This window comes from Caballeronia sp. LZ003, assembly GCF_031451465.1.
Classification (GTDB): domain Bacteria; phylum Pseudomonadota; class Gammaproteobacteria; order Burkholderiales; family Burkholderiaceae; genus Caballeronia.
Map to the genome: position 1 here is coordinate 1 of NZ_JARUXJ010000197.1, position 21,467 is coordinate 21,467.

Consider the following 21,467-nt stretch of genomic DNA (forward strand, 5'->3'; position numbering starts at 1 on the left):
CGGCTATCGCCTTGAACGAATCGCTTCATCTCGCTCGCCTCCGCTATCGGATACGAAAATCATAACGCTTCAAAATGACGTTTTGACACGGTCTGGGCCACTTCCGGACATTCGGCAGCCGACCGAGGATTGGCGACAATTGTTGCACTCGCAACAGGAAAACGTCTCACCGAGTGGAATCGGAATGAGTTACGCCAAGGAATTCTTTGACCTTCAACTCAAGTTCGCCGAAAGAGTCTCGGAGCTAGGACCCATCCCGTTGCAAGTGGCCCTTCTTGACTTCACGAATCTGTACGTGCGGTTCGTTGGTGATCGAAAATTCGACAGCAATAGTCCGGTGTGGACAGCTTACGTGGCAGGGTTGGGGCGCGAGACCGATCTAAGCGATTGGACGTATCGCTTTTACCGTCGTCTGCCCCATCGGGTTCAGCCCATAACGGTTGTCGCAACGTTCGGATGTTTCTCGTACGCTATTGAGGATTCGGACCGAATTCGGCTTCATTTCCATAACGCCGATGAGGAGCGTTATGCTCCATTGAGCGAGGAGCGATTGGCCTCCCGGTTATCTGAGCTGACTTCGCTTATAAACCACGTCCGCTCACAGCACAGGGAGGTCAGGCAAGTAACCGGCGTCTCGTGGCTATACAACTTGCCAGCCTATAGACGGTTATTTCCTGAGTGCTACGTCGCGACGGCGACGGTGGCAGAAAACAGGTTGCGCAATATGCCCCTATGGGGGCAATTTCTGAACCGCCATGGGCACGTTAGGAAAGACGCTGTGGCGCTATTCACTCGGCGGCTTACCGATCAGACCAGCATGAACGGGCTTGCACAATGTTTCCCGCTACAACCGCTTTCCGTAGCGGCGTCGATTGAAGCTTTCCACCAGTTCTATGCATAGAACGAACTTCGGCAACCGGCCAGGAAGCGACATCCAGAAAATGCAAGCGTCTAGCTGCGAATTATTTCGTAACGGACGTTCGTGTAGAGTTGCCCTCATTCTGCATGATACGTTCTCCGCCGCACACTAAATAAACCGCATGCGACTTCAATGACGACATCGACTCAAACCGCACCTTCAAATCAAAACGTTCAGCCGTTTCAGCACAAAGACGTTGTTTTTTGGTATGGCATGTTCATGGTCACATAGTCCATTGTGGATTCGGTAGTTCAAACTGCGATCATGAAGAGTCTAGGGATCGGGGCCAGAGACGCAGTTATTCTTACGGGGAAAACTTCCGAAAACGATTGTCGGCGTGCGGGCACCTCACAACTGGCGCTTGCTCGAAGCTACGCCTCCTGGAGGCTCTCGGTCGGCCCATCAGAGTTCTACGCCCGCGTGCGAGGTGCTGGCTCCTGCAACGTAACGCTGAGTCTTCTATAGCTGCAGGCGACCACCATCAACGTTGATTTCGAGACCTGTAATGTAGGAAGCTTCGCCGGAGGCAAGGAAAGTCACCGCGTTCGCCACTTCTTCGGCATGACCAACACGGCCCATGGGTATTTGGGCAACATTGTGGCGGACCGAATCCTGTTGCTGCTGTGGAGTCATGCCCATCTTGCTCATGGCCGGGGTGTCAATGGAGCCTGGAGCCACGGCATTCACACGGATGCCTCGCTCGACTAACTCAGCAGCAAGAGTGCGAGTGAGAGACCGCGTTGCAGCCTTATTCGCTGAAATGACGGATGACCCAGCGATGCCCTTCTGGTCGAAAAACGAAGTCGTAAAAACGATTGCCGCGCCATGGCTCAGCAGTGGAAGAGCGTGCTTTACGGTGAAAAACGAGGCCCTAAAATTGCCAGCGAAGATCTGGTCAAACAGCTCTTCCGAGGTCTCAGCAACTGAAGCAAGCTTTGGCGCTCCAGCATTTGCGAAGAGGATGTCCAAGCGATCGTACCGCGCTCGAAAGCGAGTGAAAACATCCTCAATCTCTTGGTGGCGACTAAGGTCTGCGCGTATAGCAAATGCAGATTGCCCAAGTTCTTGAATGGCTTTGTCTAAGGTGTCTTGGTCGCGCCCAACAATGGCGACCGATGCGCCCTCCTGAATGAACTTTTTCGCTGCCGCAAAACCGATGCCGCTGCTGCCGCCGGTTATCAGCACAATCTTGTTCGTGAAGCGAGGTGATCTTTCGCTCGGCATTGCCCAACTCCTTTTCGTAGTCGACTTGTAGTCCGCTTACTCAGAATGAATTAGCTAATTTCTAGCTTATCGTTCCAATAGGGAGGCGTTAATCACTGGAGAGCAAAGTTGCGACCGCTCACGCGTGAGGCGTCCCATTTTGATTAAAAAAGGCTAACACCGCCTCCGCAAAACCTTCTGGATTCTCTTCCGGGACGTAATGTCCACTGTTGGCAACGGTTATAAACGATCCCATTTTCCGCAATCTCAGTTGCGATGTTCTCTGCGACAGTACTTAGAAAGCCGCTCTCTTGACCTGCAATAAAAAGCATCGGGTTGCGCAGTTTTCCGGATTTGGCGAACGTCTCCTTGTCATCTTTTGAATCTTGGTCGAACGCACGATATACCTCAAAGGCGGCACGCATCCCTCCAGGTGCGGAATAAGCTGTGGCATATACGTCGACCACCTCCGGCGGGAACGCGTCGAAATTGAAAGCATGTCGGTTGAAAAAATCTTGGATATAAGCGCGCTCTCGACCGTATGTCAAAGTCTCCGCAATGTGTTTTTTGCATTATGAAAGAAGAAGTGCGCTAGATCAAAATTCGACAGCTTCCCTGTCGTCATAAGGTCGTCGAAATGCTTGGCTCCCGGAATGATTGCATCCACTAGAACCAGTTTCTCGATTTGTTCCGGGAAGAGAGCAGCGTATGAAAATGCTACTTTCATGCCAAGATCATGCCCTACCATATGGATCTTGTTATCAATTCCAAGATGGTCGACAAGACTCCGGATATCGCGCGCCATTGTGCGTTTGTCGTAGCCTCCTGACGGTTTGGAGGAATTGCCCGCACCGCGATAATCGACAGCGATCACTCGAAACCCGGCATTTGCGAATATAGGCATCACGTGACGCCATTGCCACCATGTTTCCGGGAATCCATGAATCAAGACAACGGTACGGGAGCCTTCACCCGCTTCGACGAAGTGAAGCTGGACTCCCGGGGCTACTTCCTTTTTTCCATGCGTAAAAATCGCGGCCTTCTTCATTGATTACCCTTTAAATGAAAACCCTTTGGAGAGCCTGCGTAGGTCACATGCCAACCGTACGTTTAGTTGCCGCTCCGGTAGACAGCTAGCCGACCTTGCTTCGACGGACTCTCAAGTGCGCCGATTAGCGCACGCAGCGCATGCATCGGCTCGTTGTCCATTTGCAGCGTATTGAATAGTGTGTCGAGGCAGACGTCAATCTGCTGGAACTATCGTCCAATGGAATGGATAATCATTGATCAAATGCGAGCCCTAGTCTGGCCATTCTTAGCGATAGGCGGGAGGATATATGAGTAGGACACCACAAAAGGGTGACGGTCCTTTGGACCTCACACCCATCGGCGTTTTCGTAAGGGTCGTACAGGCCGGCAGCTTCAGCGTTGCTGCGAAGCAGTTAGGCATGCCCAACTCGACCGTGAGCGCGCAGGTAAATCGTCTTGAACGCCGATTGGGCGTGACGCTGCTCCATCGCACGACGCGTAAGATCAACCTAACTGCAGCCGGTCAAACATTTTTCAACAGAGCAGCCGAGGGGATCGAAATTCTGCGAGGTGCCGAGAGTGCTACGAGCGTCAACCACAATATTCCTAGAGGAACAGTGAGACTAACAACCGCAAGCGATATTCTGCCGCCAAATCTGTTTTCCCTTCTAATTACAGAATTACAGTATAAATACCCGGAAATCAGCCTGGAAATCGATTTGTCGCAACGCATTGTCGACTTAGTCAATGAAGGATTCGATATGGCAATTCGCGCCACCTCTATCATCGACAACCGCCTGGTAGCTCGACGCATTGGCACTATACGTTGGATTCTGGTGGCAAGTAGCACATATTTCAAAAACGTGCCTGTACCGCAAGGACCGATGGATTTAAAGCGCCACTCGTTGATCGAATTCTATGGGCGCCGTCCGCGAATCTGGAAGCTACAATCAAAGCTTAACCATTCGTTGGTTGATCTGCCAGGGAACACAACGATTAACCACCTGGAAATCATTAAGCAACTTTTGTTATCGGGAAGCGGAATCGCGCTCCTGCCAACATACTATGTTGCAGACGAACTTACACGTGGCACTTTGATTCGCGTCCTGCCAGAATGGTCCGGAGCAGAAGAATCCATTTATGCGGCCTACCCTGAGCAGCAGCGTCTTGCCGCAAAGACCAGAGTGGTTGTCGACTCCGTCATAGACTTCTTTCAACGTCACGTCAGCTAACTATGTTGAGCTCACATGAACTCTCGCACCGGCGAGCGCCGTGCTTTCAACCCGAGCCACATGAGTCGGAATGCTGTTGTGATCAATCGCATCTTTCGTCATCGTCCCGATCGCGTCGTCTCACGCCCAAGTGCCGAGATATCGGGCGCGTGTCGAGCGCGAGTGAGGTCAGTCAAATTCGTTGGTCCCCGCCAACTCCGGCGACGGCTTCCGAAGCCATCCGAACTGCTCGTGCCACTGTATGGCCTTCCTACGCACTAGGATCTACGATGCCGGAAAACAAGGGCCGAAGCGCGTCTTCTCGGGGCAGTTCTGCAGGAGGATTGCCCGCGAGCCCGTAGACCTCGATGCCACTCAACAAACCGCCGTTCTCGAATATAAATATCCCGGCTGGTTCATTGTCTGGACCGAAAATAAATTCGCCGAGGATGTGTACGCCTGGGGGCGCAGGGTGACGGCCCTTGATCTGGAAATTGATGGACCCACAGCCGCAAGGACAGCGCCATGGCGTTACCTCTGCCTCTTCGAGTTGTTCGAAAACTCTCGCGCCTTCGGGTCGCCGTGCTCATGCATCCAACGAGCAAGGGACATCTCGGATGCTGACAATGGGCGGTTTTGTTCGAGAGTATTCATGGAGTCGTGAGTTCATTCTCAACTAAGTTTGAACTGCCGGTTCGTTCAAGTCTGGACTATCCGGGTTTTGGTTCTCTTAACTTTGAACTTTCCGTTCGGCGCTTCCAACGTCAGAAATAGCACGGTCTGGCCGCCATCGACCCTGAGCCGCCGCTCGCACACGTATTTCCAAGGGCCGCTTCCCTGAGCACAGGGGACATCGAGATGCTGACCACAAAAGAGTCCTGGCTATTGCAAACGCTCCGCTTGACGCACGTTAAGCGCGGGGAAGCCGGAAAACGCATGGGCAATGAAGTCCATGAATGCGATGGCCCGCTTCGGGAGCAGGCGGTTCGCCACATAAAGAATCTGGATCGGCACCGGCGCCGGGGCATAGTCGCTCAATACCATCACAAGGTTGCCACTTTTCAGTCCGGCGTCGAATAGCCATCGTGGTCCATGGGCGATGCCGATGCCTGAGTCCACGGCCTCTTGGACGGCTTGTGGAGAATTGACGCGAAGCCGCCCGGATACCGACACCTGGCTACCGCGAAAATGCCACGTGTTCCCAGAAGCGAGCAACGTATAGACGATGCAATCATGCTCGCCCAGATCGTCGGGCACTTGCGGCGTGCCGCGTCTGGCGAGATAGCCACGGCTTGCGACACAGACACGCTCGAACAGGCCAATGCGCCGCGCACGCAAGGCGCTATCTTCGAGATGTCCAATGCGGATCGCGAGTTCGGCACCCTCGTCAACCAGATTGACATACCCATCGCCGATTTGCAGATCGAGTTCCAACTCAGGATAACGCGCGAGAAAATCAGGAATCGCCGGCATGACAAAGGTGTGCGCCAACGCGCTCGGGCAGGCGACCCGCAGCAGACCCGACGGTGCGACCTGATCGCGAAACGAAGAATCGGCTTCTTCGACCGCATCGAGGATGCGCCTGACTTCTGCGTAATAGCGCTCGCCCTCCGGCGTGAGCGATAGCCTGCGCGTGGACCGATGCAGCAACTGGGCCTGCAGATGTTCTTCCAGCGCGGCAACGTACCGGCTCACATTCGGCTGGCCGAGCCCCAGGTCACGTCCAGCAGCCGAAAAGCTCCCGGTTTCGACCGCGCGAGCAAAGCAGTTCATCAGCAGGAACCGATCCATTTCAATTTCCACTCATGCTTACCGAGCATGAAATATATACGAATTCACTGTCTTATCGTCATGTCGGCATGAGTTCATTCTTCGAGACGTAGCAGGCGGGCAGCGTTCCCCGTCCGTTTGCACTGCCACCCTTAAAGGAGAATCTCCATGTCACGTTTGCAAGGAAAGCGCACGCTCATCACCGGCGGCACCAGCGGTATCGGTCTTGAGACAGCCAGACAATTTCTCGCCGAAGGCGCGCGCGTAGTGGTGACCGGCAACGATCCCGAGCGCGTCGCCCACGCACAGGTCGAACTCGGCAAAGAGGTACTCGTGTTGCGCGCGGATTCGGCGAGCGTAGACGAACAGCGACACCTCGCGCAGTCCGTCGCCGATCATTACGGAGAGGTCGACGCCGCGTTCCTCAACGCGGGCGTGTCCGTCTGGATGCCGATCGAGCAATGGACGGAACAGATGTTCGACCGTTCGTTCGACATCAACGTCAAAGGACCGTACTTTTTGATCCAGGCATTGCTGCCCGTATTCGCGAATCCGGCGTCGATTGTGCTCAACACGTCGATCAACGCGCACGTGGGCGCAGCGCACTCGTCGGTCTACGCAGCGACCAAGGCGGCGTTCCTGAACCTGTCGAAGACGCTGTCGGGCGAGTTACTCGAGCGTGGCATCCGCGTCAACGCGGTCAGCCCGGGGCCGATCGACACGCCGCTTTACGACAAGCTCGGTATTCCCGACGCATATCGCGAGCAGGTCAACAAGGACATTGTCGCGACCATTCCGTATGGCCGCTTCGGGACGCCGGAAGAGGTCGCGAAAGCCGTGATGTATCTTGCGTCGGATGAGTCGAAGTGGACTGCCGGCTCTGAAATCATCGTCGACGGCGGCCGCACGCTGAACCGCTGACGGCGCCGGATCGGCATCAGGACAGTTGCCGCTGACGGCTCACATCGATGAACGCGCGCAGCTTGGGCTCCAACTGTGCGCGTGATGGAAAGTGGAGATGCATGCCGGCAGTCGTCTGGTAGCCCGACAACAGCCTGAGAGAGTCGTCGATATCCGCGACAGTGCGGCGTAAGCGATCGAAGGCGCGGGAACGCTCGGAGCGCCTCAGGGAAGGTGTGAGAACGGCAGCCTCAGTCCGTCGGTGTCCACTTGCTCATCTGCAACAGTCGTTTGCAACTTCGCGGTGTATGACGGCTTGTGGCCGATTGGGCGAGGTCGCTTACGGTACCTTAGTGTCACCCCAGCTCGCGTAAATTGGATTTGGCTGACTGAACGGTGTGGAAAAGCCTATGTGTAGGGAGCGGGTCCGATACGCGTCCGCCGAGCGACGCATTGCTACCTGATTATGTTGCGCGATGCAGCATGATTCGTCGGCATCTAACGCAAGAATGAACACTCTCTACTCCCCTGAGCATCAACCGCCGTCGTCGCCCTGTACCAATACGCTGCGTACCGATCAGGAAAGCGAATACCGTAAGTTATTTACGGTTAGCTCCAAGGTCGCCGTAACACCTCAGAATTCAAGTCAAATTTGCTTTCGAGCGCGCTTAAAAAGCGGTTTCCGACGCAGAACATCGTCAACGTCGTGGGCGTGCGCCGTCAAGAAAGCAGCGCCCGCAGCAAGCTGCCGGTATCTACCCCGCACGCTGCGCTCTCGACCAAGGGCCGCACAGGCATCACATGGAACGCCATCATCGAATGGACTGTCGACGAGGTGTTCACTGAGATTGCCGCGGCCGGTCTCGCGCTGCACGAGGCCTACACGGTCTACGGCGCGTCGCGCGTGTCGTGCGCTTACTGCATCATGAGTTCCTTGAACGACCTGCGCGCCGCAGCAAGCTGCGCGGACAATCACGACGTCTACCGCGCGATGGTCGAACTGGAGGCCACGTCGACATTCGCGTTCCAAGGGCAGCGGTGGCTAGCTGACGTTGCACCGGAGTTGCTCCCCGCTTCTCTGATGGCCGCGATCGCGCGCGCCAAAGGCGCCGCCGTTCAGCGGCAAGCCATCGAGGCGGAGATTCCCCCGCATCTGCTGTTCACTTCAGGCTGGCCGACCGTCCGTCCGACCCTTGACGAAGCAAAACTGCTCGCCAGCGTGCGCTCCCGCGTATCGGCGCTCGTCGGCATCGAGATACAGTGTGCGGACGCCACGTCGGTGCTCGAGCGGTACGATGAGTTGCTGGAAAGAAGCAACAGCGCACCGGAAATCGTCCTGCAGCCGCAACAAGCTTCCTTCGCTTTTTAGAACGCACTGCAGCATGCACGACCGGACCCCGTTGGGCTCCAGTACACTCCCCGCACGGAACAATAGCGAGAGGACGCGGCGCATGGATGAACCTTCTGAAGTCATTGCCGTGAAGCACGAGGACGGCGGCTGGGTCTGGTCGATTACCGCCCCGGATGTCGCTGAACACAGGATGAAACTGCTGCGCCAGTCGCTTCGGGCTTCAGCTACCTATGAGCAGGCACGCCGAGAGGCGGAACTCGCTCTGGACGAGCTACGGGACGGCCGCTGACGCAAGAGACGGTTGGGAACGCGCGTTGCACTATCTCGGGAAAATATCAGAGGTTCACGCCCGTGCCCGCCGCCTCATCTACACCGCCGCTATGGACCACTCGCGCATTTGCGCCGGTCACTCCACCCGTCTGCGTGCTGATCGTGGACGACGACGATAACGTCTCAAGCGCCATGCAAGTCGTGCTGGAAACCGAGGGATTCAGGGTGCGGGTCGCTGACTCCACTTCGACCCTCAAGCTCATTGGCCTTTGGATCCCTCACATTGTGGTTCTTGACATCGAGATGCCGATCCGGAACGGCTTTGACCTGACGCGAACGCTGCGGCAAATCGCGCACATGCGCCTGGTTCCGATCATTGCTCACACATCGCTTGCAGAAGACGACGTCGTGACGGAAGGCATAGCGTCTGGCATCGACGCGTATTGCAACAAAAGCAATCCGCCCACCACCCTCCTGACGCTCCTTCGCCATATGACGCCCCTGTCGCTCACATCGTAGGCAGAAAAAACGCCACGCCCCGGAAGTTCGGGAGCGTGGCGCTGGTCGAAAGATTTGCCAAAAGCTTATGGTGCTGTCGGGCGCACTCTTACCTGAGAAGGATTAAAGAACAACGCCACGCACTGGAATATCCTGAACGTGATTTTTATTCAAAGCTCGAAGCGACGCCGCGAAAAGCAAGCCCCAGCCTTCCTATCAAATCGTCACTTCGCCTCATTAAGGGCAGGTTTGCGCTTCACCTCGAAGCGCTCTGTACGACACTTGACGCATTTATGCGTGCACATCGTGCGACGCATCGGATCGACTTCAAGTGGTTGCCATTCATGCGCGCACTTCGGATTTCGCCAGCGATCAATCCGATCAGCTACCAAGAGAGCACAGTAAGGCCCGAACCCAAGAAGAAGCGGTACGAGAGAGATGCGGCCAAAGCCTGCCAGGCCAAGGCCCGCGCACGTCAACGTGCCAACAATCGCAAGAACGCAAACAAAAATCTCGATATCCAACATGGATGTCTCCAGGTAAATCTAGTAGATCGGCGCTCGTCTCTGCCAGTGAAATAAGGCGCAGTGCCCATCGATTGAACCAATCCGATGCTATCGGTCGGCCGACGACAAACTTAATCGCAAAGATGCGAAAAAAAAGCGCCACTCCCCGGAATTACCGGAGTGTGGCGCTGAGCGATAGGTTAGGCGAGAGACAGCGTAAGCTGTGACTCCACGCAGAAATATGCAGGGTCTGGTTTTGCTCCCTCCAATGGCTTCGAGATCTCCCAATGCAACTGGGCGTCACTGAAGCCGCCTAGTCCGTACAGCAACCGGTCCGCGTCTTCTCGTTAGCACAAGTCACCGAAGGCGAAACTGTACGTGGTCGGCGCGCCTTCGCCGTCACTCACGATGCCAAGCCTTTGAGCGAGCTCGTCCGCCCGCCGAATGCGCCACTCGTCTTCTCCCTCGGGCGCACGCGTTACGGTGATCCGAGTCGCGGCCGGAAGTGAAGTGGCCCCACGCATAGCATCGCGGAAAGCCGGAATCGCCTTTTTCGCGAAACCCGGCGTTTCCATCTCGATCGGATAAGCAACCTCAGTAACGAATGAACCGACCGCGTTGTACTGCCAGCCTGCATGACGCCACGGCGCTGAACCGATGGCAACTAGCCGATTTTCATCGTCGATCGCATGACACCGCACCTCCGGCATACGATCCATCGCTGCTTTCAATGCGCGCGGAACAGGAACGTCGATCTGCACGGTCCCGCTGTCGTATTCCTTCAAGATCCGCCACACGCTAAGCGGCCCATCATTGCCGAAGATTGAAAGCAAAAGCTCGATGTCCGCGTGCAGGAAGACGTTTAAATTGCCTGCGGCCAATTCTTCCGCTCGGGCTTCGAAACCAGCCCGGACGAGCGACGCGCGCACATCAGCGAACTGCGTTTCCGGCACCGTCGCGTAGAACGACTGCGACAGCGAAAGCTCGATCGGTCGATCCGCGAGCATGAATGGCCTGGCAAGCTCCCGCTGCCAACTGGCTATGTAGTTCTCAGGCTTGATCGAGCCGGCCTTGCTTCTCAGCGAGCCGCCCTCGCAGCTCGTCGCACGCCCGAAGATCCGTCGCATAACATCTGCGTACGATCCGAACGCAACCGCGGACCAGTTATCCTGGTGCGGATAGACGTTCGACTCGTAGCCACGTTCGAACAGCGCGTAAATCCACTGGCCGTCGGCTTTCGCAAACGCCGCCGCGCGCTTGCCCGTCAAAATGGTAGAACTCATGCTTTGCTCCAATGAAACGCGGAGCAGCCCCAACGGGCTGCGTACCCGCTGGGGTTAAGAAGAATAAGCCGACCCCTTGCGGTGGTCGGCGGTCATTAAGCAGCGATCTTCGCCTTTCGGCTCTTGCTCGCTTTCTTGGCAGGAGGGGTTGGGACTGCATATCCGAAGCGCGCCCACGCAACAGGGTCCAGCGGAATCGGATTGGTACGGCCCGTTTTCAAATTCACGAAGACACCAGAAAACGGTATCGCGCCCGTCCTGAACATCGTCCAAAGCAGATTGAACGCCTGCACGGCAATCGCCTGATTGATCACCAGCGACTGCTTGCGCAGCGCCTCGGCCATCGAGCATGAGGGCGTGTCATCTTTCGCATCCAGCGAAGCATCGATGAGTTCCGGAAACAACTGCCCCACATGCGGCAGCCGCTCCGGATTTGCACGCTTCACCTTCTGGTAACCCGCCGGCTCCGCCTGCCCGATGACGACCTGCCCTCGGTCTGTGTCGTTGCCACAGTCGAGGTAGTACACATCGCAGTTCTTTGTCGCATCGACAATCGCACGGCGAGCCGCGCGCGTATCCACGCATCCGATGACCAAATCGACTTTGTGGCAGGCCACGCTTTTGGTAAAGCGCTTTGTCTCGGCCCGCCAGTTCGTGCCCATGAGCATGTTCAAGCGGTTGACGATCAGTGACGCTTTGTACTCGCCGACGTCGTTTGGATAGAAACCCTGCCGACCAACATTGGTTGGGCTCACGCGATCGTCGTCGAACACCGTGCACTCAATCCCGCTCGCGTGCCCCAACTCCAACATAGCGTGATGCAGCCGGGCAAGGCTCGGTAGCACCGCGCTACCAGTGCCCCCAGCGCCCACTACGATTACATGCCAGGCTCGCTCGACCATCCGAGACGGCAACAAGTGATGCAGATTACCGTTCATACCGCCTCCGTTGCGTCCGTAGCAAGCACCATCTTCACTGCCGCATACCATGCTGCTGGTACGCGTTCGACGGTTTCGAATATGCCCTTCGCACACAGACGCAACGCCATACTGGGCGTCGTAGACAGGCAGTTACCGATTACGAGCGAGAACTTGATCTCGTGCAGGTCGTCAGCATCGTCCGTCGACGAGAAGAACGCCGGATGCAGACCATGCGAGTGACAGTCCACCACTCGCACCTCGTTAGCTCCGAGCACAGGCGGCTCGTAACGTAGCGCGGCCGTTGAATGCGACAGAATCGTCACCGGTGCCAACCGGAACTGACTCGTTTCGCGATTCCAGACAATCCATGCCCCCGTCTCGTTGGGTGAAGCCTCGCGCGCCATGCGTGCGAACTCACCCACGAGCGTTGCCGGGAAGTGCTCGCACACCAGTTCCGTGGACTGCGCAACCTCGCCATACGGGATCGCAGTGGGAACAGCGTACGACGCGATGCGTCGCACCAACGTGAGCCACGGCTGATTGACTTCGAGAAAAACGCCGTTGGCCGCGATCAGCAATCGCTCCCCGAACGTCTGCATGGGTGCCACCGGCTCACGCCGGGGAACCATGACGGCGGGAAACGAACGCTGCAAAGCCGCGTCAGCGGCATTCATTGCAGAATGCATATCAAGCTCCAAGTTTCCCGCCGATGAGATCACCGACGGTTTTATTCATGGGAATGAGAAGATCTTTCGGAAAGGCATCGGCATACTGCCCGTCGAGCATCGCCTGCCAAAAGGCAAACTCGCCCTTCGGATGATTGATGCGTTTGCCACCATGATTAGGGTGCGTGAAAGCAGATTCGAAGAAGCCGCTCTCCCACCCGGCGATCGACGCGATGTCGATGCGCTTGGGCACGTGGGCGGTTCCGATACAAATCTTTCCCCAGTCCCAGGTGTTAAAGTAAGGCGGTTCGTGCAGCGTCGAATCCGGGTTCGGGCGGCTGTCCTCTCGCAGCGCGAACACGCTAAATCCGGTCGGCGCTGCATGGAACACCAGGCTCGGATGCGGCACGATCGCGGTGCGCTTGCCCAGCTCGCGACAGTCAAAAAAGACCCTTCGCAAGCCTGGTCTGCACCACCACGTAATCGAGCTCTGGCTTACGGCCAGCACCGTTTCCGGCAAGAACTCCGCACGTGGCGCTGTGTTGGCCGCCAGTTCATTCAAACAACTCAGCAACGCCGCGCGATCGATCGGCCGTCCGGCACCAATCGAAGGGCGATCGTCGTCGCGCTGAATCGGATGGACGGTTCCATACACCGTCTGACCGCCTTCCTGCGCGTACAACACGATCGCGCAACTTGCCACGACGTGCGCACCCGATCCGGGGCCAAGATTCAATTTCATGGGTGACCTTGAAGGTTAGCGTGTGACCAGCGTAAGTACGCGATCGACGCAATTGAGAATGGAAAGCCCAAGCGCCCAGTCCGCGTATTGCCGGCGGATGTCATCGGGCAACTGCGCGAAAGGCACAAAGCCCAGATAGACCGAACCATCACCGCCCGAGTTGAAGTACTCGTAGTGGCTGTCGAGCAGGTCCCCGATGTGCTCGTTGTCCTGTGCGATCAGGGAACACGCCGGATAAATAGCTTCCGGCCGGACGGCATAGTCGAAAAGCGAACGGCGTCCGGCGCGCTGCAGCAGCAGCGTCAGCGTTTCGAGTTCAAGACAAAGCCGGCGGATCCAACCATGCTGGAAGCGGCGGATACGGCGCAGCGCCGCTATCCCCAACGCGGCGTTTGCGATCCAGCGCCCCTTGATCGGAGACCAGGTTCCAACGTCGATGTCGGCCGGGCAAAGCTCGTCGCGCACCGTCGAGGGCAAGAAATGCTCGATGGCGTCCTCTTCGTCGCCGAAGCGATCCTTGAGCACCTCGACCACTTCCTCGTCAGCCGCATGCGGGTCCCCGTCCCAGTAGAACTGGGCAAACATGCCGAGAAATTCGTCCGGTGTGCGAATCCACACGGTTCGGCTCGAGGCGCGATTGATCAACACGAGCACCGTCTGCAGCAGCCGGGGATGAACCCGACGCAACGCGGTCGAATGACCATCCAACTGCCAGAGCTGATCGCCTTCGTTCTCGATACCGAGGTATAGCGACGACGTGGGCGTGAACTCATGCGCGTCGTAGTGATACTGGATCTGCTCACGAACGGCCTCGACATCGCACAGCGTGAAATCGAGCTCGAGCCGGTTCCACCTTTGCCGATGGCGCTTGGCGAAACCGAAGAAGCCGTGCGCGAGCGCGTCGCCTGCACTTTGGAAGGTCGGAACGTCACGCGCGCGCAAGCAACCAGACTCGAAGTGCGCCTGGGCGAGTGCCGTGAGATCTGGCGACGCGCCCCATTGCATCACTGCCTTGCCCGGCACCCTCTGAGACAGTGCCGGCAGTGTCAGAAAATCATCGGCAGATCGGTGTCCGGCAGCGGCAGAGCGTGGCGGTTGCCAGTGCTCTCCTGAGTCAGCGACCGTTGAACCAGTCGCGCGAGGATCGAAGAACATGCTGCGATCTCCTTGTCATGAAAAAAAACCGCCCTTTCGGGCGGCTTCTGATGGTTGTGCGCTGCGTCCGTACCGGACAGCGCTTTAAACAGATCGCGCTTACGCATGGCCGCAGTTGGGCAATCCTGCACCCTTGGCACCCACCGCACGCACGAATGTGAAGCGCAACACATCGCCCTCCGTCGCCGGTCCGTCGATCGCCGCGGTCGTCAGCTCCGGGTACTGCGCGGAGTAGAGATCGCGGACATCGTCGGGCGAAAACGTCGGCCCAGGATCGGGGAATGTCACGCCGTTGTAGACGAACTCGCGCGTGAGCTTCGCAATTTGAATAGCCATTTCTGCTCCTTAGTCGAAAAGCGATGCGAGGTTAGTCCCGGTGTCAGCCGGCGCCGCCGATGCCTCCGATGCGGACGATGCGCTCGGGGCGGTGCTCTGCCCTTCATCGCTGTCGCTAGCGTCGTCATCATCGTTCTCCGCATCGGTGCTCGATCTGCCGGGCGCCGGCAATGCCGGCTTGCTGCTGCCCTTGGCCAGCGTCTTGGTCGCCTTGGAGACTTGCGTCGTCTTGGCGGCCTCGAGGATGGCGGTGGTCGCAGCAACCTGCTCGGCGAGCGATGCGTGCGCGCTGCTATAGGCGGCGAGCGCGTCTACAAAGCCCGCGTCGAGTTCAGCTGCCATTGCGGTGAGCGCGAGCGGCTGAAGCATGGCGGCGTCTTTTGCCGTGCCTTGCGGCATGACACAGACAACCATCTCGTCGCCCTTCATCTGCAAGGACAACGTGAGCTTCGTGCAGTGACGCAGAAGCGGTTCAATAGTTGCAAACATGGAAAACTCCTGAGAAAGAAAAAAGACCGCCATCCAAAGGATGGGCGGTCTAAAAAGAATGGAAACTACGGTCGATGCTCGGGCGAGCCGCGCAATTAAAACTTGAGCACCTTCGGAATCTTGCCCGTGTAATCGAAGCCTTCGACCGCCAGAAGCGCGTCAATGACTTCGGACTTGGACTTGCCGAAGACCTTTTTGAAGTTGTCGCCGAGCGCGGCACGAATGCCGAGTTCGTCAGCGACCACCATCATTTCCGATTTCGTAATCAACTCCAGGAACTCTTTGCAGAGCTTCCAGTGCTTCGTGATGTCGAGACGATGGTGTTTGCAAAGACGCGTGAGGTGCTGGACGTCGAGACCCTGGATCGCTGCGATAGTGACACCAGTCACGGCGTGCGCCATCTGTGCGTCATCGGCTGCAGCCGTAGCGGCCGCGGCCTTAGTCACGTCACCCGCCGGGATCTGCTCTTGCGTGAGCTTTTCCCAGATGCCCGAGAGCGTCTTGTGATCGACGCAGCGCATCTGGTCAGACAGCGCAATCGCAACGAGGTATCGCTGGGCGAGTGCGGGATCTGCACCCACTTCACGGCGCAGGGCTTTACGCCATAACGCCACGCGGTACGCTTTCATCTTGTCCGACTCGGCCACCACCGTCGCCGGCGGATTGCTCGTCGTTGATGCAGCGGACGAACCGGCGGTACCCTTCGCTGCTGCAGGCGACGCTTTCGCGCCCCCCTTCGCTGTTTCGAGCTTCGGCTGCGTCGCCGCTTTCACCGCCTGCAGTTGCGCTGCGACCTTCTTCATGTTGCAAACCGTGTCGAAGCATTGGCCCTTGTAGACCTTGCCTATCGAGTCAGGCAGGCCGCTCACCGCCGCGCCGTAGTTCTGGCACGCGTGACACGCCCTGGCCTGCTCTTCGCCAACGCCTTTTGGACCGTCGACGGCGAGTTGCGCGCGCGTGTGGTTGTCACCCGCACGTACGATACGCACGACCGGATATTCGTCGCGCAGGCTTGCCGCCGTCGCGTCGAGCGTCTTTTCGGTCTTCTCGTTGTAGCAAGTGCGGTTCGTACAGTTGCCTGTACCAATGGACTCGCCGAACATCTCGCCCTGTGTGGACGAGTTATGCGGGCATCCGGCGCAGTCGGCCTTGTCGAAGATCGCGGCAGCCAATGAACAGGCGACCTGTTCGATGGTTTTCTTGACCTCCGCCACGGATTTCTCCTCCTTGACGATCACCGGCAGCAGCTTGTCCTGCGTTTCCTTCGGAAGCGCGGCAAGCAACTCGGCGTGGCCCAGCAGGATCTGGCGCGTGCTAAGTGCATCGAGCACGGCCGTACTGCAGTTCATCAGCGCAAGACGCTTATCGAGCGTCGCGCGCGACCAACCGAAGATGCGCGAGACTTCGTCGCGATCGCCTTTGCACAGCCCGACCTGCTCGGCTGCCGCGACCGCTTCTTCCGCCGGCGACATGTCGGCCCGCTGGATGTTCTCGATGATGGCGAGCTGTTTGGCTTCGACCTCGTCGATCTCCCTGACTACCACCGGGATCTCGTAGTCCTCGCCATGCGCCGCAAGTGCAGCCTTAAATCTTCGGCCGCCAGCGACGAGCGCGTAACCACCGTCGGTAAGCGTTCGCACGATGACCGGCTGAATGACGCCTTTTTCACGAACGGACGCAGTCAGCTCTTCCATCTCCGCCGCATCGAAATACTTGCGGGGATTGACGCTGACCTGGATGTGCTTGAGCGCGAGAGTAGGTTGTTGTTGCATTGTGGGGTTCTCTTGAGAGGGAACCCACCCCTTCGGGAGTGGTTCCCGAAGGGTTGAACAACGTGGGCCGACGGAAAGTCGGCGCTGAGTCGATGCGTCAGAGACGCGGGTGATGAAGCAAAGATAGCGGTTTACTTAGCCGTTTTACCTATGAAAGCTCACAAAAACATACGCTCTTAAAGCCAGTCCGGCCGACTCTCGGACGCGGCCACGTCGACGGGCTTTCCGCGCTGCCACGCGCGCCGATGCAGTCCGACGAGGTCTCTTGCGATTTTCTTAGAGTCCTCTGCCGATAACGCCAATCCGAACGATTGAGGCGCCTCGCCCTCCTCGGCAACCTTGAAGAACAGGGTTGCGTCACGATAGCCAGGCGCATCTGTCAGATTCTCATAGCTACAGTGGTGAACATGACCTTCGGGAGGCAGGGACTCTTGCGCGGGCTTTTCCGCGAGGTTCCAATTTTTGATCATCGTCTGCCAACGAACCGCGCCGTTCGGAAAGTAGTCGTGCACTTCGGCTGATGCTGAATTATCGAGCCTCAAAACGGCCAGACAGTGCTCGAATAGCTCGTCATCGAGCTGACGCAACGTTGTCAACGCGAACGGAAAATCGTAGCCGTTGTACAAGCCCACGAGAAAACGTGCGATGACGCCCGCGTCGTCGCTTGGCCCCTCGGCCACGCGAAGCAGGTACGCGAGGGAGTCAAGACCCGCATCCCTATCGCTCGCTCGTATCTCCGCAGCCCGCTGTGCATTGGTCGCACCGCTGCGCGCTTTTTCGAAAAAGTCTTTCGCCGTCTCGCTAAATGCGGCAACGAGGTGTTCGGGCACTTCAAAGGTGATTCTGTGCATTTTCGTTCGAGCGATCTGGTCGCGAAAGAATTCGAAAGGGACAGCCAACGCAAGGCCGTTGCCATATGCTGCCACAGCCTCGGATCGAGGATGCCGTATCGCCCGCAACTTCAACCTACGGGATGCGGACGAAAAAAAACCCGGCGCGCGGCCGGGTTCGTGTAGGAGATGAGCGGATAAAGCGGCATCCGAAGATGCCGCCCGCTTCATGCGATTGCCGTGATCGGCGTAGCGATCGAGCGTGATAGAAGCGTCGTAACCGCTCCCGCAAACGTCCACTCGCCGAATTGCTGTTCGTGGCTTTCGTGCACAAGCCGGTCCAGGCACAGCACCTCTACGCCTTCGACCTGCACTTTGCCAAGAATCTTCGCCATGACGGCCCGGTTCGAGCCTTCGCGCTTGACCGTCACGACGCCGTCGCCTACCAGTACAAATACATTTGCGTCTTTCACGCAGCCTCCTTCAGTTGTTTGCGCATGTCGCCCGCCGTGCTGTCGGCGAGCAATGCAAGGTCATCGACGAAGCGATCCAGCAACGAGTCCATATGCAAGAACGTCTCATCCTCAAGCTCCGGTGTCGCCCAGTCCAGGCCCGCCTGCGTCGCATCACGTTTGTGCGCGACCATCTGATCCTGATAGATATCGATGCTTCCTGGCAGATGAAAATACACGACCTTTAAGACCCCCTTCCGGTTCCAGCGCAGCGCGCGCCGCATCGCTTGATACTCGATGCGCCACGTCCACGACCGGTCATAGAAGAGAATGTAGTCGGCGTTCGGCAGGTTGTAGCCCGCGCGCCCCGACGCCTTAGTGGCCATCAGCCCGGTTGCCAGTCCCGTCAAGAAACGCTTGTCCTTATCGGCCACGCGCCGCTTGATCGGGATCTCACCGTGAAATGGCACCGTCTGCACGCCGTGTGAATCAAGCTCACGCGCAAGAAGATCGAGCACACCGGGATTCTCGGCAAACACGATCGCTTGCTTGCCCTCCGCTGCGATCGCCTGCATGCGTTCGACCACCGCGCGCTGCTTGCTCGTCAGCCCGCCAATGCGATCGACACCTTCCATCCCGAACTGCGGATAGTTAGCGGCGAAATGCACTGCACGGATGCGAGCCAGGATCGTCACGAGGTTGCACGCTTTCTTGTCGTCACGCGAATTGCGATACCAATCTGCAAAGTCGTCGGCGGCACGCAGATATGTCGCCAGGTGCTCGCGATCCCATTCAACCGTTTCCACCTCGAATTCAGGCGGCTCGATCTGGATGTATCGCGACACTTCCGGCTCTGCAACCAGCCTGCGCTTGATGTGCGACGCGAGCATCGCCCGGTACCGATGAAGGTTGCCGATCTTCGGCACTTCGCGCTTGGCCCCATCCTGCAGGCTCTCCGCGAACTGCCATGTCACCCACTCCAGCACCACGAAGTCATCCCTGAATCGGTCGACGCCGCGCATCGCGTACTCAACCGAGTTGATCCAGTTCTGCTCGAGGTATCCGACGCGGTACCCGTACGGTTGCGCTGCCGTGCCGTCACCACGCGAGAACGCAATGAGACCGAATGCGTCACGCGGATAATTCGGGATCGGCGAGCCTGTCAAAACGTAGCGCCGCCGCGCCGAAAGTTGCCAGAGCGCACGGCTCTGGTCACTCGTCGGATTGGCAAGACGCTCACCCTCATCGGCCACCAGCAGGCCGATGCGACGACGAAGCCGATGCGCATATGTCACGCGCGCGGATTTAGCTTTGTCGACGGGCATGCGCAACCGCTCGTACGAAATGAGATTGAACTGACGTAGATCATTCAGATCCGTGTCCGACTCGATCACCTTCACGTGGTCCGCCTCGATTGGCAACTGTGCGATCTCTTTGAGCATCTCGTCGATCAACCGAGATTCCACAACGATGAGACCATGCTTGACACCCGAGACAAGGATCAACGCAAGGGCGAGGCGAGACTTCCCGCATCCCTGCTCCCACGCGACCACACAGCCAGTTGGCTTCAGTAGCGTCTCGACCAGATCGTCAACCTGAAACTCCCAATTGAGCCACCGATCAACGCCAAGCGACTTCGCGCGCGAGCGCAACGCCAGCGCCTGATCCGGAAAGCGCGTGCACAACCCTTCGTGCACCACCTCCCATCCCTCGCTCACGTTATCGACTGCGAATCGCGTGTTGAGCTCGTCGACGGATAGATGATAGGAGACGCCATGCAGTGAATACTGGTATCTGCCGTCCGCCACGCGCTCGAATTGAACGGTGTCGCCCGACTTGATGAGCGGACTTGCCCAGCGTGTGACATCCACCTTGTGGGTTTCCTTCGCCGCGCCGGCGACGTTCTCACGAGAACCGGCACCGGTGGTCCATGCAACATGGCGCAGCGGAACCGCCTGCCGCGCGCTTCTGCCCATGCGTCTACGAAAGTGCTCCATAAAACCGTGAGCAAATTGAGGCTCGCCGCCTACATTGCGGATTCGATTCAGCAACTGTTCGAAGGCCGCAACCGGATCATCCTGCACGAGATACGTTTCCAAATCGAGCAGGCCTTGACCCGAGTAACGGAATCCCCGCGGGAGCCGATGCCCGTCGCGCGAATAGATACGCTTCACGAAAACCGCATTGAGGACCATCGCTTCGTTGAACCCGCAGGCGAAGCCCAAGCGAATGCGCCGCCCATCATGCGACACCTTCACCGACTTGTCGCCTGTCACTGCGCGCGTGATGAAAGCAACGCTGTCGTCCAGCTTCTGCAGTCGCAAGCGCGCGTCCCCGAACGAGCGATCTTCGAAGTGCAGCCTGAGATCCGGGCCAGGCTTCGAGAGGTCTTCAACGATCGCACGGACAAAATCCGATGGACGATCCCGGTAGCGATCGAAGACCACCACTGCGGTGCGCACGTTGGCGCCTTCCAGTTGGAACGCGTTGGCAGGAAGTTCGAACAAGCCCGCTGCACGGCGTTTCAATCTTTCACCTTGCTCCCCTGCGACCATCGACTCGGCGGCCGTAATCGGAAGGAGCGCGATGACAATGTTTGCCCCCTCGAGCGCCTGATGCACCGCATAGTCCTGGCTGAGCGCGCTGGTGTGCGCGCCATACCGGCCCCACGTCGTGCATTCGAACGATTGAAGATGTGGCGATTCGAGGTGGATCGAGAACGGCGGATTAATCAGCGCGATATCGAAGCGCGTTGGGTGGATGTCCTCCATGCCCGCCTGCCGGAATTCGCAATGAAACCCCGCCTCTTCGAATACCTTCTGGCACTGCTGGATGACATCGGCGTGGACATCGACGCCGTACACGGCATGGCGTTCCGGGTCTGCGTACTGTAGGAGTCGTCCAGAGCCGACCGAATTATCCAAAATGCGGATGCGCCGATCGACCGTCCAGCCGCTGACGAAGCTCCACGTGAATGCGGCAATCGCATCCGGCGTGAAGAACTGCCCCAGGTGCTGCCGGCGCGCTGCGGCCAGTTCGCCCTGATGCGCGATTGAAGGCGCTTGCGAGCCGAGACTTCGAATCGCACGCAACGGCTCGTACCAGTCTGGTTCAAACGAGAACAGATCTCTCTGCATGAAAATGCCTCTAGAAAAGAAAAAACCCG

The 21,467-nt window shown here is 57.9% G+C and carries 22 protein-coding genes; 5 read left to right on the forward strand and 17 right to left on the reverse strand.

What is annotated here, in order from left to right; all coding sequences use genetic code 11:
- Nucleotides 1–1,378 precede the first annotated feature (1,378 nt).
- The 3 genes from QCE79_RS34025 to QCE79_RS34035 form a co-directional block, all read right to left on the reverse strand.
- Nucleotides 1,379–2,143: an SDR family oxidoreductase gene (locus QCE79_RS34025; protein WP_309852034.1), complete on the reverse strand. Its 765-nt coding sequence runs from the start codon at nt 2,141–2,143 to the stop codon at nt 1,379–1,381.
- A 143-nt stretch (nt 2,144–2,286) separates the two neighbouring features.
- Nucleotides 2,287–2,670 (reverse strand): hypothetical protein, encoded by a 384-nt coding sequence (locus QCE79_RS34030; RefSeq protein ID WP_309852036.1) that lies wholly within the window; start codon nt 2,668–2,670, stop codon nt 2,287–2,289.
- Nucleotides 2,667–3,170: an alpha/beta hydrolase gene (locus QCE79_RS34035; RefSeq protein ID WP_309852039.1), complete on the reverse strand. Its 504-nt coding sequence runs from the start codon at nt 3,168–3,170 to the stop codon at nt 2,667–2,669. The genes QCE79_RS34030 and QCE79_RS34035 overlap by 4 nt, the downstream gene beginning before the upstream one ends.
- A 289-nt stretch (nt 3,171–3,459) precedes the next feature.
- On the opposite strand from QCE79_RS34035, the gene QCE79_RS34040 reads away from it, so the two are divergent.
- A complete protein-coding gene (locus QCE79_RS34040; RefSeq protein ID WP_309852042.1) occupies nt 3,460–4,383 on the forward strand; it encodes a LysR family transcriptional regulator in 924 nt (307 codons plus the stop codon).
- Between the two features lie 861 nt (nt 4,384–5,244).
- Here QCE79_RS34040 and QCE79_RS34045 read toward each other — a convergent pair.
- Complete coding sequence (locus QCE79_RS34045; RefSeq protein ID WP_309852044.1) at nt 5,245–6,153, reverse strand: LysR family transcriptional regulator; 909 nt, start codon at nt 6,151–6,153, stop codon at nt 5,245–5,247.
- A gap of 147 nt (nt 6,154–6,300) precedes the next feature.
- Between QCE79_RS34045 and QCE79_RS34050 the strand changes: the two genes are divergently transcribed.
- The 4 genes from QCE79_RS34050 to QCE79_RS34065 all read left to right on the forward strand — a co-directional run bounded on the left by QCE79_RS34050 (nt 6,301) and on the right by QCE79_RS34065 (nt 9,172).
- Nucleotides 6,301–7,053, forward strand: a complete 753-nt coding sequence (locus QCE79_RS34050) for an SDR family oxidoreductase (protein WP_309852047.1) — start codon at nt 6,301–6,303, stop codon at nt 7,051–7,053.
- A gap of 631 nt (nt 7,054–7,684) precedes the next feature.
- Nucleotides 7,685–8,401, forward strand: a complete 717-nt coding sequence (locus QCE79_RS34055; RefSeq protein WP_309852050.1) for a hypothetical protein — start codon at nt 7,685–7,687, stop codon at nt 8,399–8,401.
- 82 nt (nt 8,402–8,483) lie between these two features.
- Nucleotides 8,484–8,672, forward strand: a complete 189-nt coding sequence (locus tag QCE79_RS34060) for a hypothetical protein (RefSeq protein ID WP_309852053.1) — start codon at nt 8,484–8,486, stop codon at nt 8,670–8,672.
- Between the two features lie 143 nt (nt 8,673–8,815).
- Nucleotides 8,816–9,172 carry a response regulator gene (locus QCE79_RS34065; RefSeq protein ID WP_309852056.1) on the forward strand — a complete coding sequence of 119 codons (357 nt, stop codon included), beginning with the start codon at nt 8,816–8,818 and terminating at the stop codon, nt 9,170–9,172.
- A 203-nt stretch (nt 9,173–9,375) separates the two neighbouring features.
- Here QCE79_RS34065 and QCE79_RS34070 read toward each other — a convergent pair whose 3' ends face one another.
- The 13 genes from QCE79_RS34070 to QCE79_RS34130 all read right to left on the reverse strand — a co-directional run bounded on the left by QCE79_RS34070 (nt 9,376) and on the right by QCE79_RS34130 (nt 21,438).
- On the reverse strand, nt 9,376–9,678 hold the full coding sequence (locus QCE79_RS34070; protein WP_309852059.1) for a hypothetical protein: 303 nt from the start codon (nt 9,676–9,678) through the stop codon (nt 9,376–9,378).
- A 326-nt stretch (nt 9,679–10,004) separates the two neighbouring features.
- Complete coding sequence (locus QCE79_RS34075) at nt 10,005–10,952, reverse strand: hypothetical protein (protein WP_309852061.1); 948 nt, start codon at nt 10,950–10,952, stop codon at nt 10,005–10,007.
- Between the two features lie 83 nt (nt 10,953–11,035).
- Nucleotides 11,036–11,878, reverse strand: coding sequence for a PRTRC system ThiF family protein (locus tag QCE79_RS34080; RefSeq protein WP_309852062.1), 843 nt, complete (start codon nt 11,876–11,878; stop codon nt 11,036–11,038).
- Nucleotides 11,875–12,534: a PRTRC system protein A gene (locus QCE79_RS34085; protein WP_309852064.1), complete on the reverse strand. Its 660-nt coding sequence runs from the start codon at nt 12,532–12,534 to the stop codon at nt 11,875–11,877. The genes QCE79_RS34080 and QCE79_RS34085 overlap by 4 nt, the downstream gene beginning before the upstream one ends.
- Nucleotides 12,535–12,547: 13 nt before the next feature.
- A complete protein-coding gene (locus tag QCE79_RS34090; RefSeq protein WP_309852067.1) occupies nt 12,548–13,267 on the reverse strand; it encodes a PRTRC system protein B in 720 nt (239 codons plus the stop codon).
- 15 nt (nt 13,268–13,282) lie between these two features.
- Nucleotides 13,283–14,272, reverse strand: coding sequence for a PRTRC system protein F (locus QCE79_RS34095; RefSeq protein WP_309852250.1), 990 nt, complete (start codon nt 14,270–14,272; stop codon nt 13,283–13,285).
- 41 nt (nt 14,273–14,313) lie between these two features.
- Nucleotides 14,314–14,529, reverse strand: a complete 216-nt coding sequence (locus QCE79_RS34100) for a hypothetical protein (RefSeq protein WP_309852070.1) — start codon at nt 14,527–14,529, stop codon at nt 14,314–14,316.
- The gene (locus tag QCE79_RS34105; protein ID WP_309852073.1) at nt 14,522–14,758 is read right to left on the reverse strand and encodes a PRTRC system protein C; all 237 of its coding nucleotides are present in this window, start codon (nt 14,756–14,758) and stop codon (nt 14,522–14,524) included. The genes QCE79_RS34100 and QCE79_RS34105 overlap by 8 nt, the downstream gene beginning before the upstream one ends.
- 9 nt (nt 14,759–14,767) lie before the next feature.
- Nucleotides 14,768–15,247, reverse strand: a complete 480-nt coding sequence (locus tag QCE79_RS34110; RefSeq protein WP_309852077.1) for a PRTRC system protein E — start codon at nt 15,245–15,247, stop codon at nt 14,768–14,770.
- A 95-nt stretch (nt 15,248–15,342) separates the two neighbouring features.
- Nucleotides 15,343–17,019: a PRTRC system ParB family protein gene (locus QCE79_RS34115; protein WP_309852079.1), complete on the reverse strand. Its 1,677-nt coding sequence runs from the start codon at nt 17,017–17,019 to the stop codon at nt 15,343–15,345.
- Between the two features lie 176 nt (nt 17,020–17,195).
- Nucleotides 17,196–17,870: a hypothetical protein gene (locus QCE79_RS34120; RefSeq protein ID WP_309852082.1), complete on the reverse strand. Its 675-nt coding sequence runs from the start codon at nt 17,868–17,870 to the stop codon at nt 17,196–17,198.
- 206 nt (nt 17,871–18,076) lie between these two features.
- Nucleotides 18,077–18,322 (reverse strand): hypothetical protein, encoded by a 246-nt coding sequence (locus QCE79_RS34125; protein WP_309852085.1) that lies wholly within the window; start codon nt 18,320–18,322, stop codon nt 18,077–18,079.
- Nucleotides 18,319–21,438 carry an SNF2-related protein gene (locus tag QCE79_RS34130; protein ID WP_309852088.1) on the reverse strand — a complete coding sequence of 1,040 codons (3,120 nt, stop codon included), beginning with the start codon at nt 21,436–21,438 and terminating at the stop codon, nt 18,319–18,321. The genes QCE79_RS34125 and QCE79_RS34130 overlap by 4 nt, the downstream gene beginning before the upstream one ends.
- Nucleotides 21,439–21,467: the final 29 nt, after the last annotated feature.

What these genes read in the sequence shown, in the direction of transcription:
- QCE79_RS34025 (WP_309852034.1), bottom strand. Translation starts at nt 2,143, where the DNA reads ATGCCGAGCGAAAGATCACCTCGCTTCACGAACAAGATTGTGCTGATA.
- QCE79_RS34035 (WP_309852039.1), bottom strand. Translation starts at nt 3,170, where the DNA reads ATGAAGAAGGCCGCGATTTTTACGCATGGAAAAAAGGAAGTAGCCCCG.
- QCE79_RS34040 (WP_309852042.1), top strand. Translation starts at nt 3,460, where the DNA reads ATGAGTAGGACACCACAAAAGGGTGACGGTCCTTTGGACCTCACACCC.
- QCE79_RS34045 (WP_309852044.1), bottom strand. Translation starts at nt 6,153, where the DNA reads ATGGATCGGTTCCTGCTGATGAACTGCTTTGCTCGCGCGGTCGAAACC.
- QCE79_RS34050 (WP_309852047.1), top strand. Translation starts at nt 6,301, where the DNA reads ATGTCACGTTTGCAAGGAAAGCGCACGCTCATCACCGGCGGCACCAGC.
- QCE79_RS34060 (WP_309852053.1), top strand. Translation starts at nt 8,484, where the DNA reads ATGGATGAACCTTCTGAAGTCATTGCCGTGAAGCACGAGGACGGCGGC.
- QCE79_RS34070 (WP_309852059.1), bottom strand. Translation starts at nt 9,678, where the DNA reads ATGTTGGATATCGAGATTTTTGTTTGCGTTCTTGCGATTGTTGGCACG.
- QCE79_RS34080 (WP_309852062.1), bottom strand. Translation starts at nt 11,878, where the DNA reads ATGAACGGTAATCTGCATCACTTGTTGCCGTCTCGGATGGTCGAGCGA.
- QCE79_RS34085 (WP_309852064.1), bottom strand. Translation starts at nt 12,534, where the DNA reads ATGAATGCCGCTGACGCGGCTTTGCAGCGTTCGTTTCCCGCCGTCATG.
- QCE79_RS34090 (WP_309852067.1), bottom strand. Translation starts at nt 13,267, where the DNA reads ATGAAATTGAATCTTGGCCCCGGATCGGGTGCGCACGTCGTGGCAAGT.
- QCE79_RS34095 (WP_309852250.1), bottom strand. Translation starts at nt 14,272, where the DNA reads ATGCAATGGGGCGCGTCGCCAGATCTCACGGCACTCGCCCAGGCGCAC.
- QCE79_RS34100 (WP_309852070.1), bottom strand. Translation starts at nt 14,529, where the DNA reads ATGCGTAAGCGCGATCTGTTTAAAGCGCTGTCCGGTACGGACGCAGCG.
- QCE79_RS34105 (WP_309852073.1), bottom strand. Translation starts at nt 14,758, where the DNA reads ATGGCTATTCAAATTGCGAAGCTCACGCGCGAGTTCGTCTACAACGGC.
- QCE79_RS34110 (WP_309852077.1), bottom strand. Translation starts at nt 15,247, where the DNA reads ATGTTTGCAACTATTGAACCGCTTCTGCGTCACTGCACGAAGCTCACG.
- QCE79_RS34115 (WP_309852079.1), bottom strand. Translation starts at nt 17,019, where the DNA reads ATGCAACAACAACCTACTCTCGCGCTCAAGCACATCCAGGTCAGCGTC.
- QCE79_RS34120 (WP_309852082.1), bottom strand. Translation starts at nt 17,870, where the DNA reads ATGCACAGAATCACCTTTGAAGTGCCCGAACACCTCGTTGCCGCATTT.
- QCE79_RS34130 (WP_309852088.1), bottom strand. Translation starts at nt 21,438, where the DNA reads ATGCAGAGAGATCTGTTCTCGTTTGAACCAGACTGGTACGAGCCGTTG.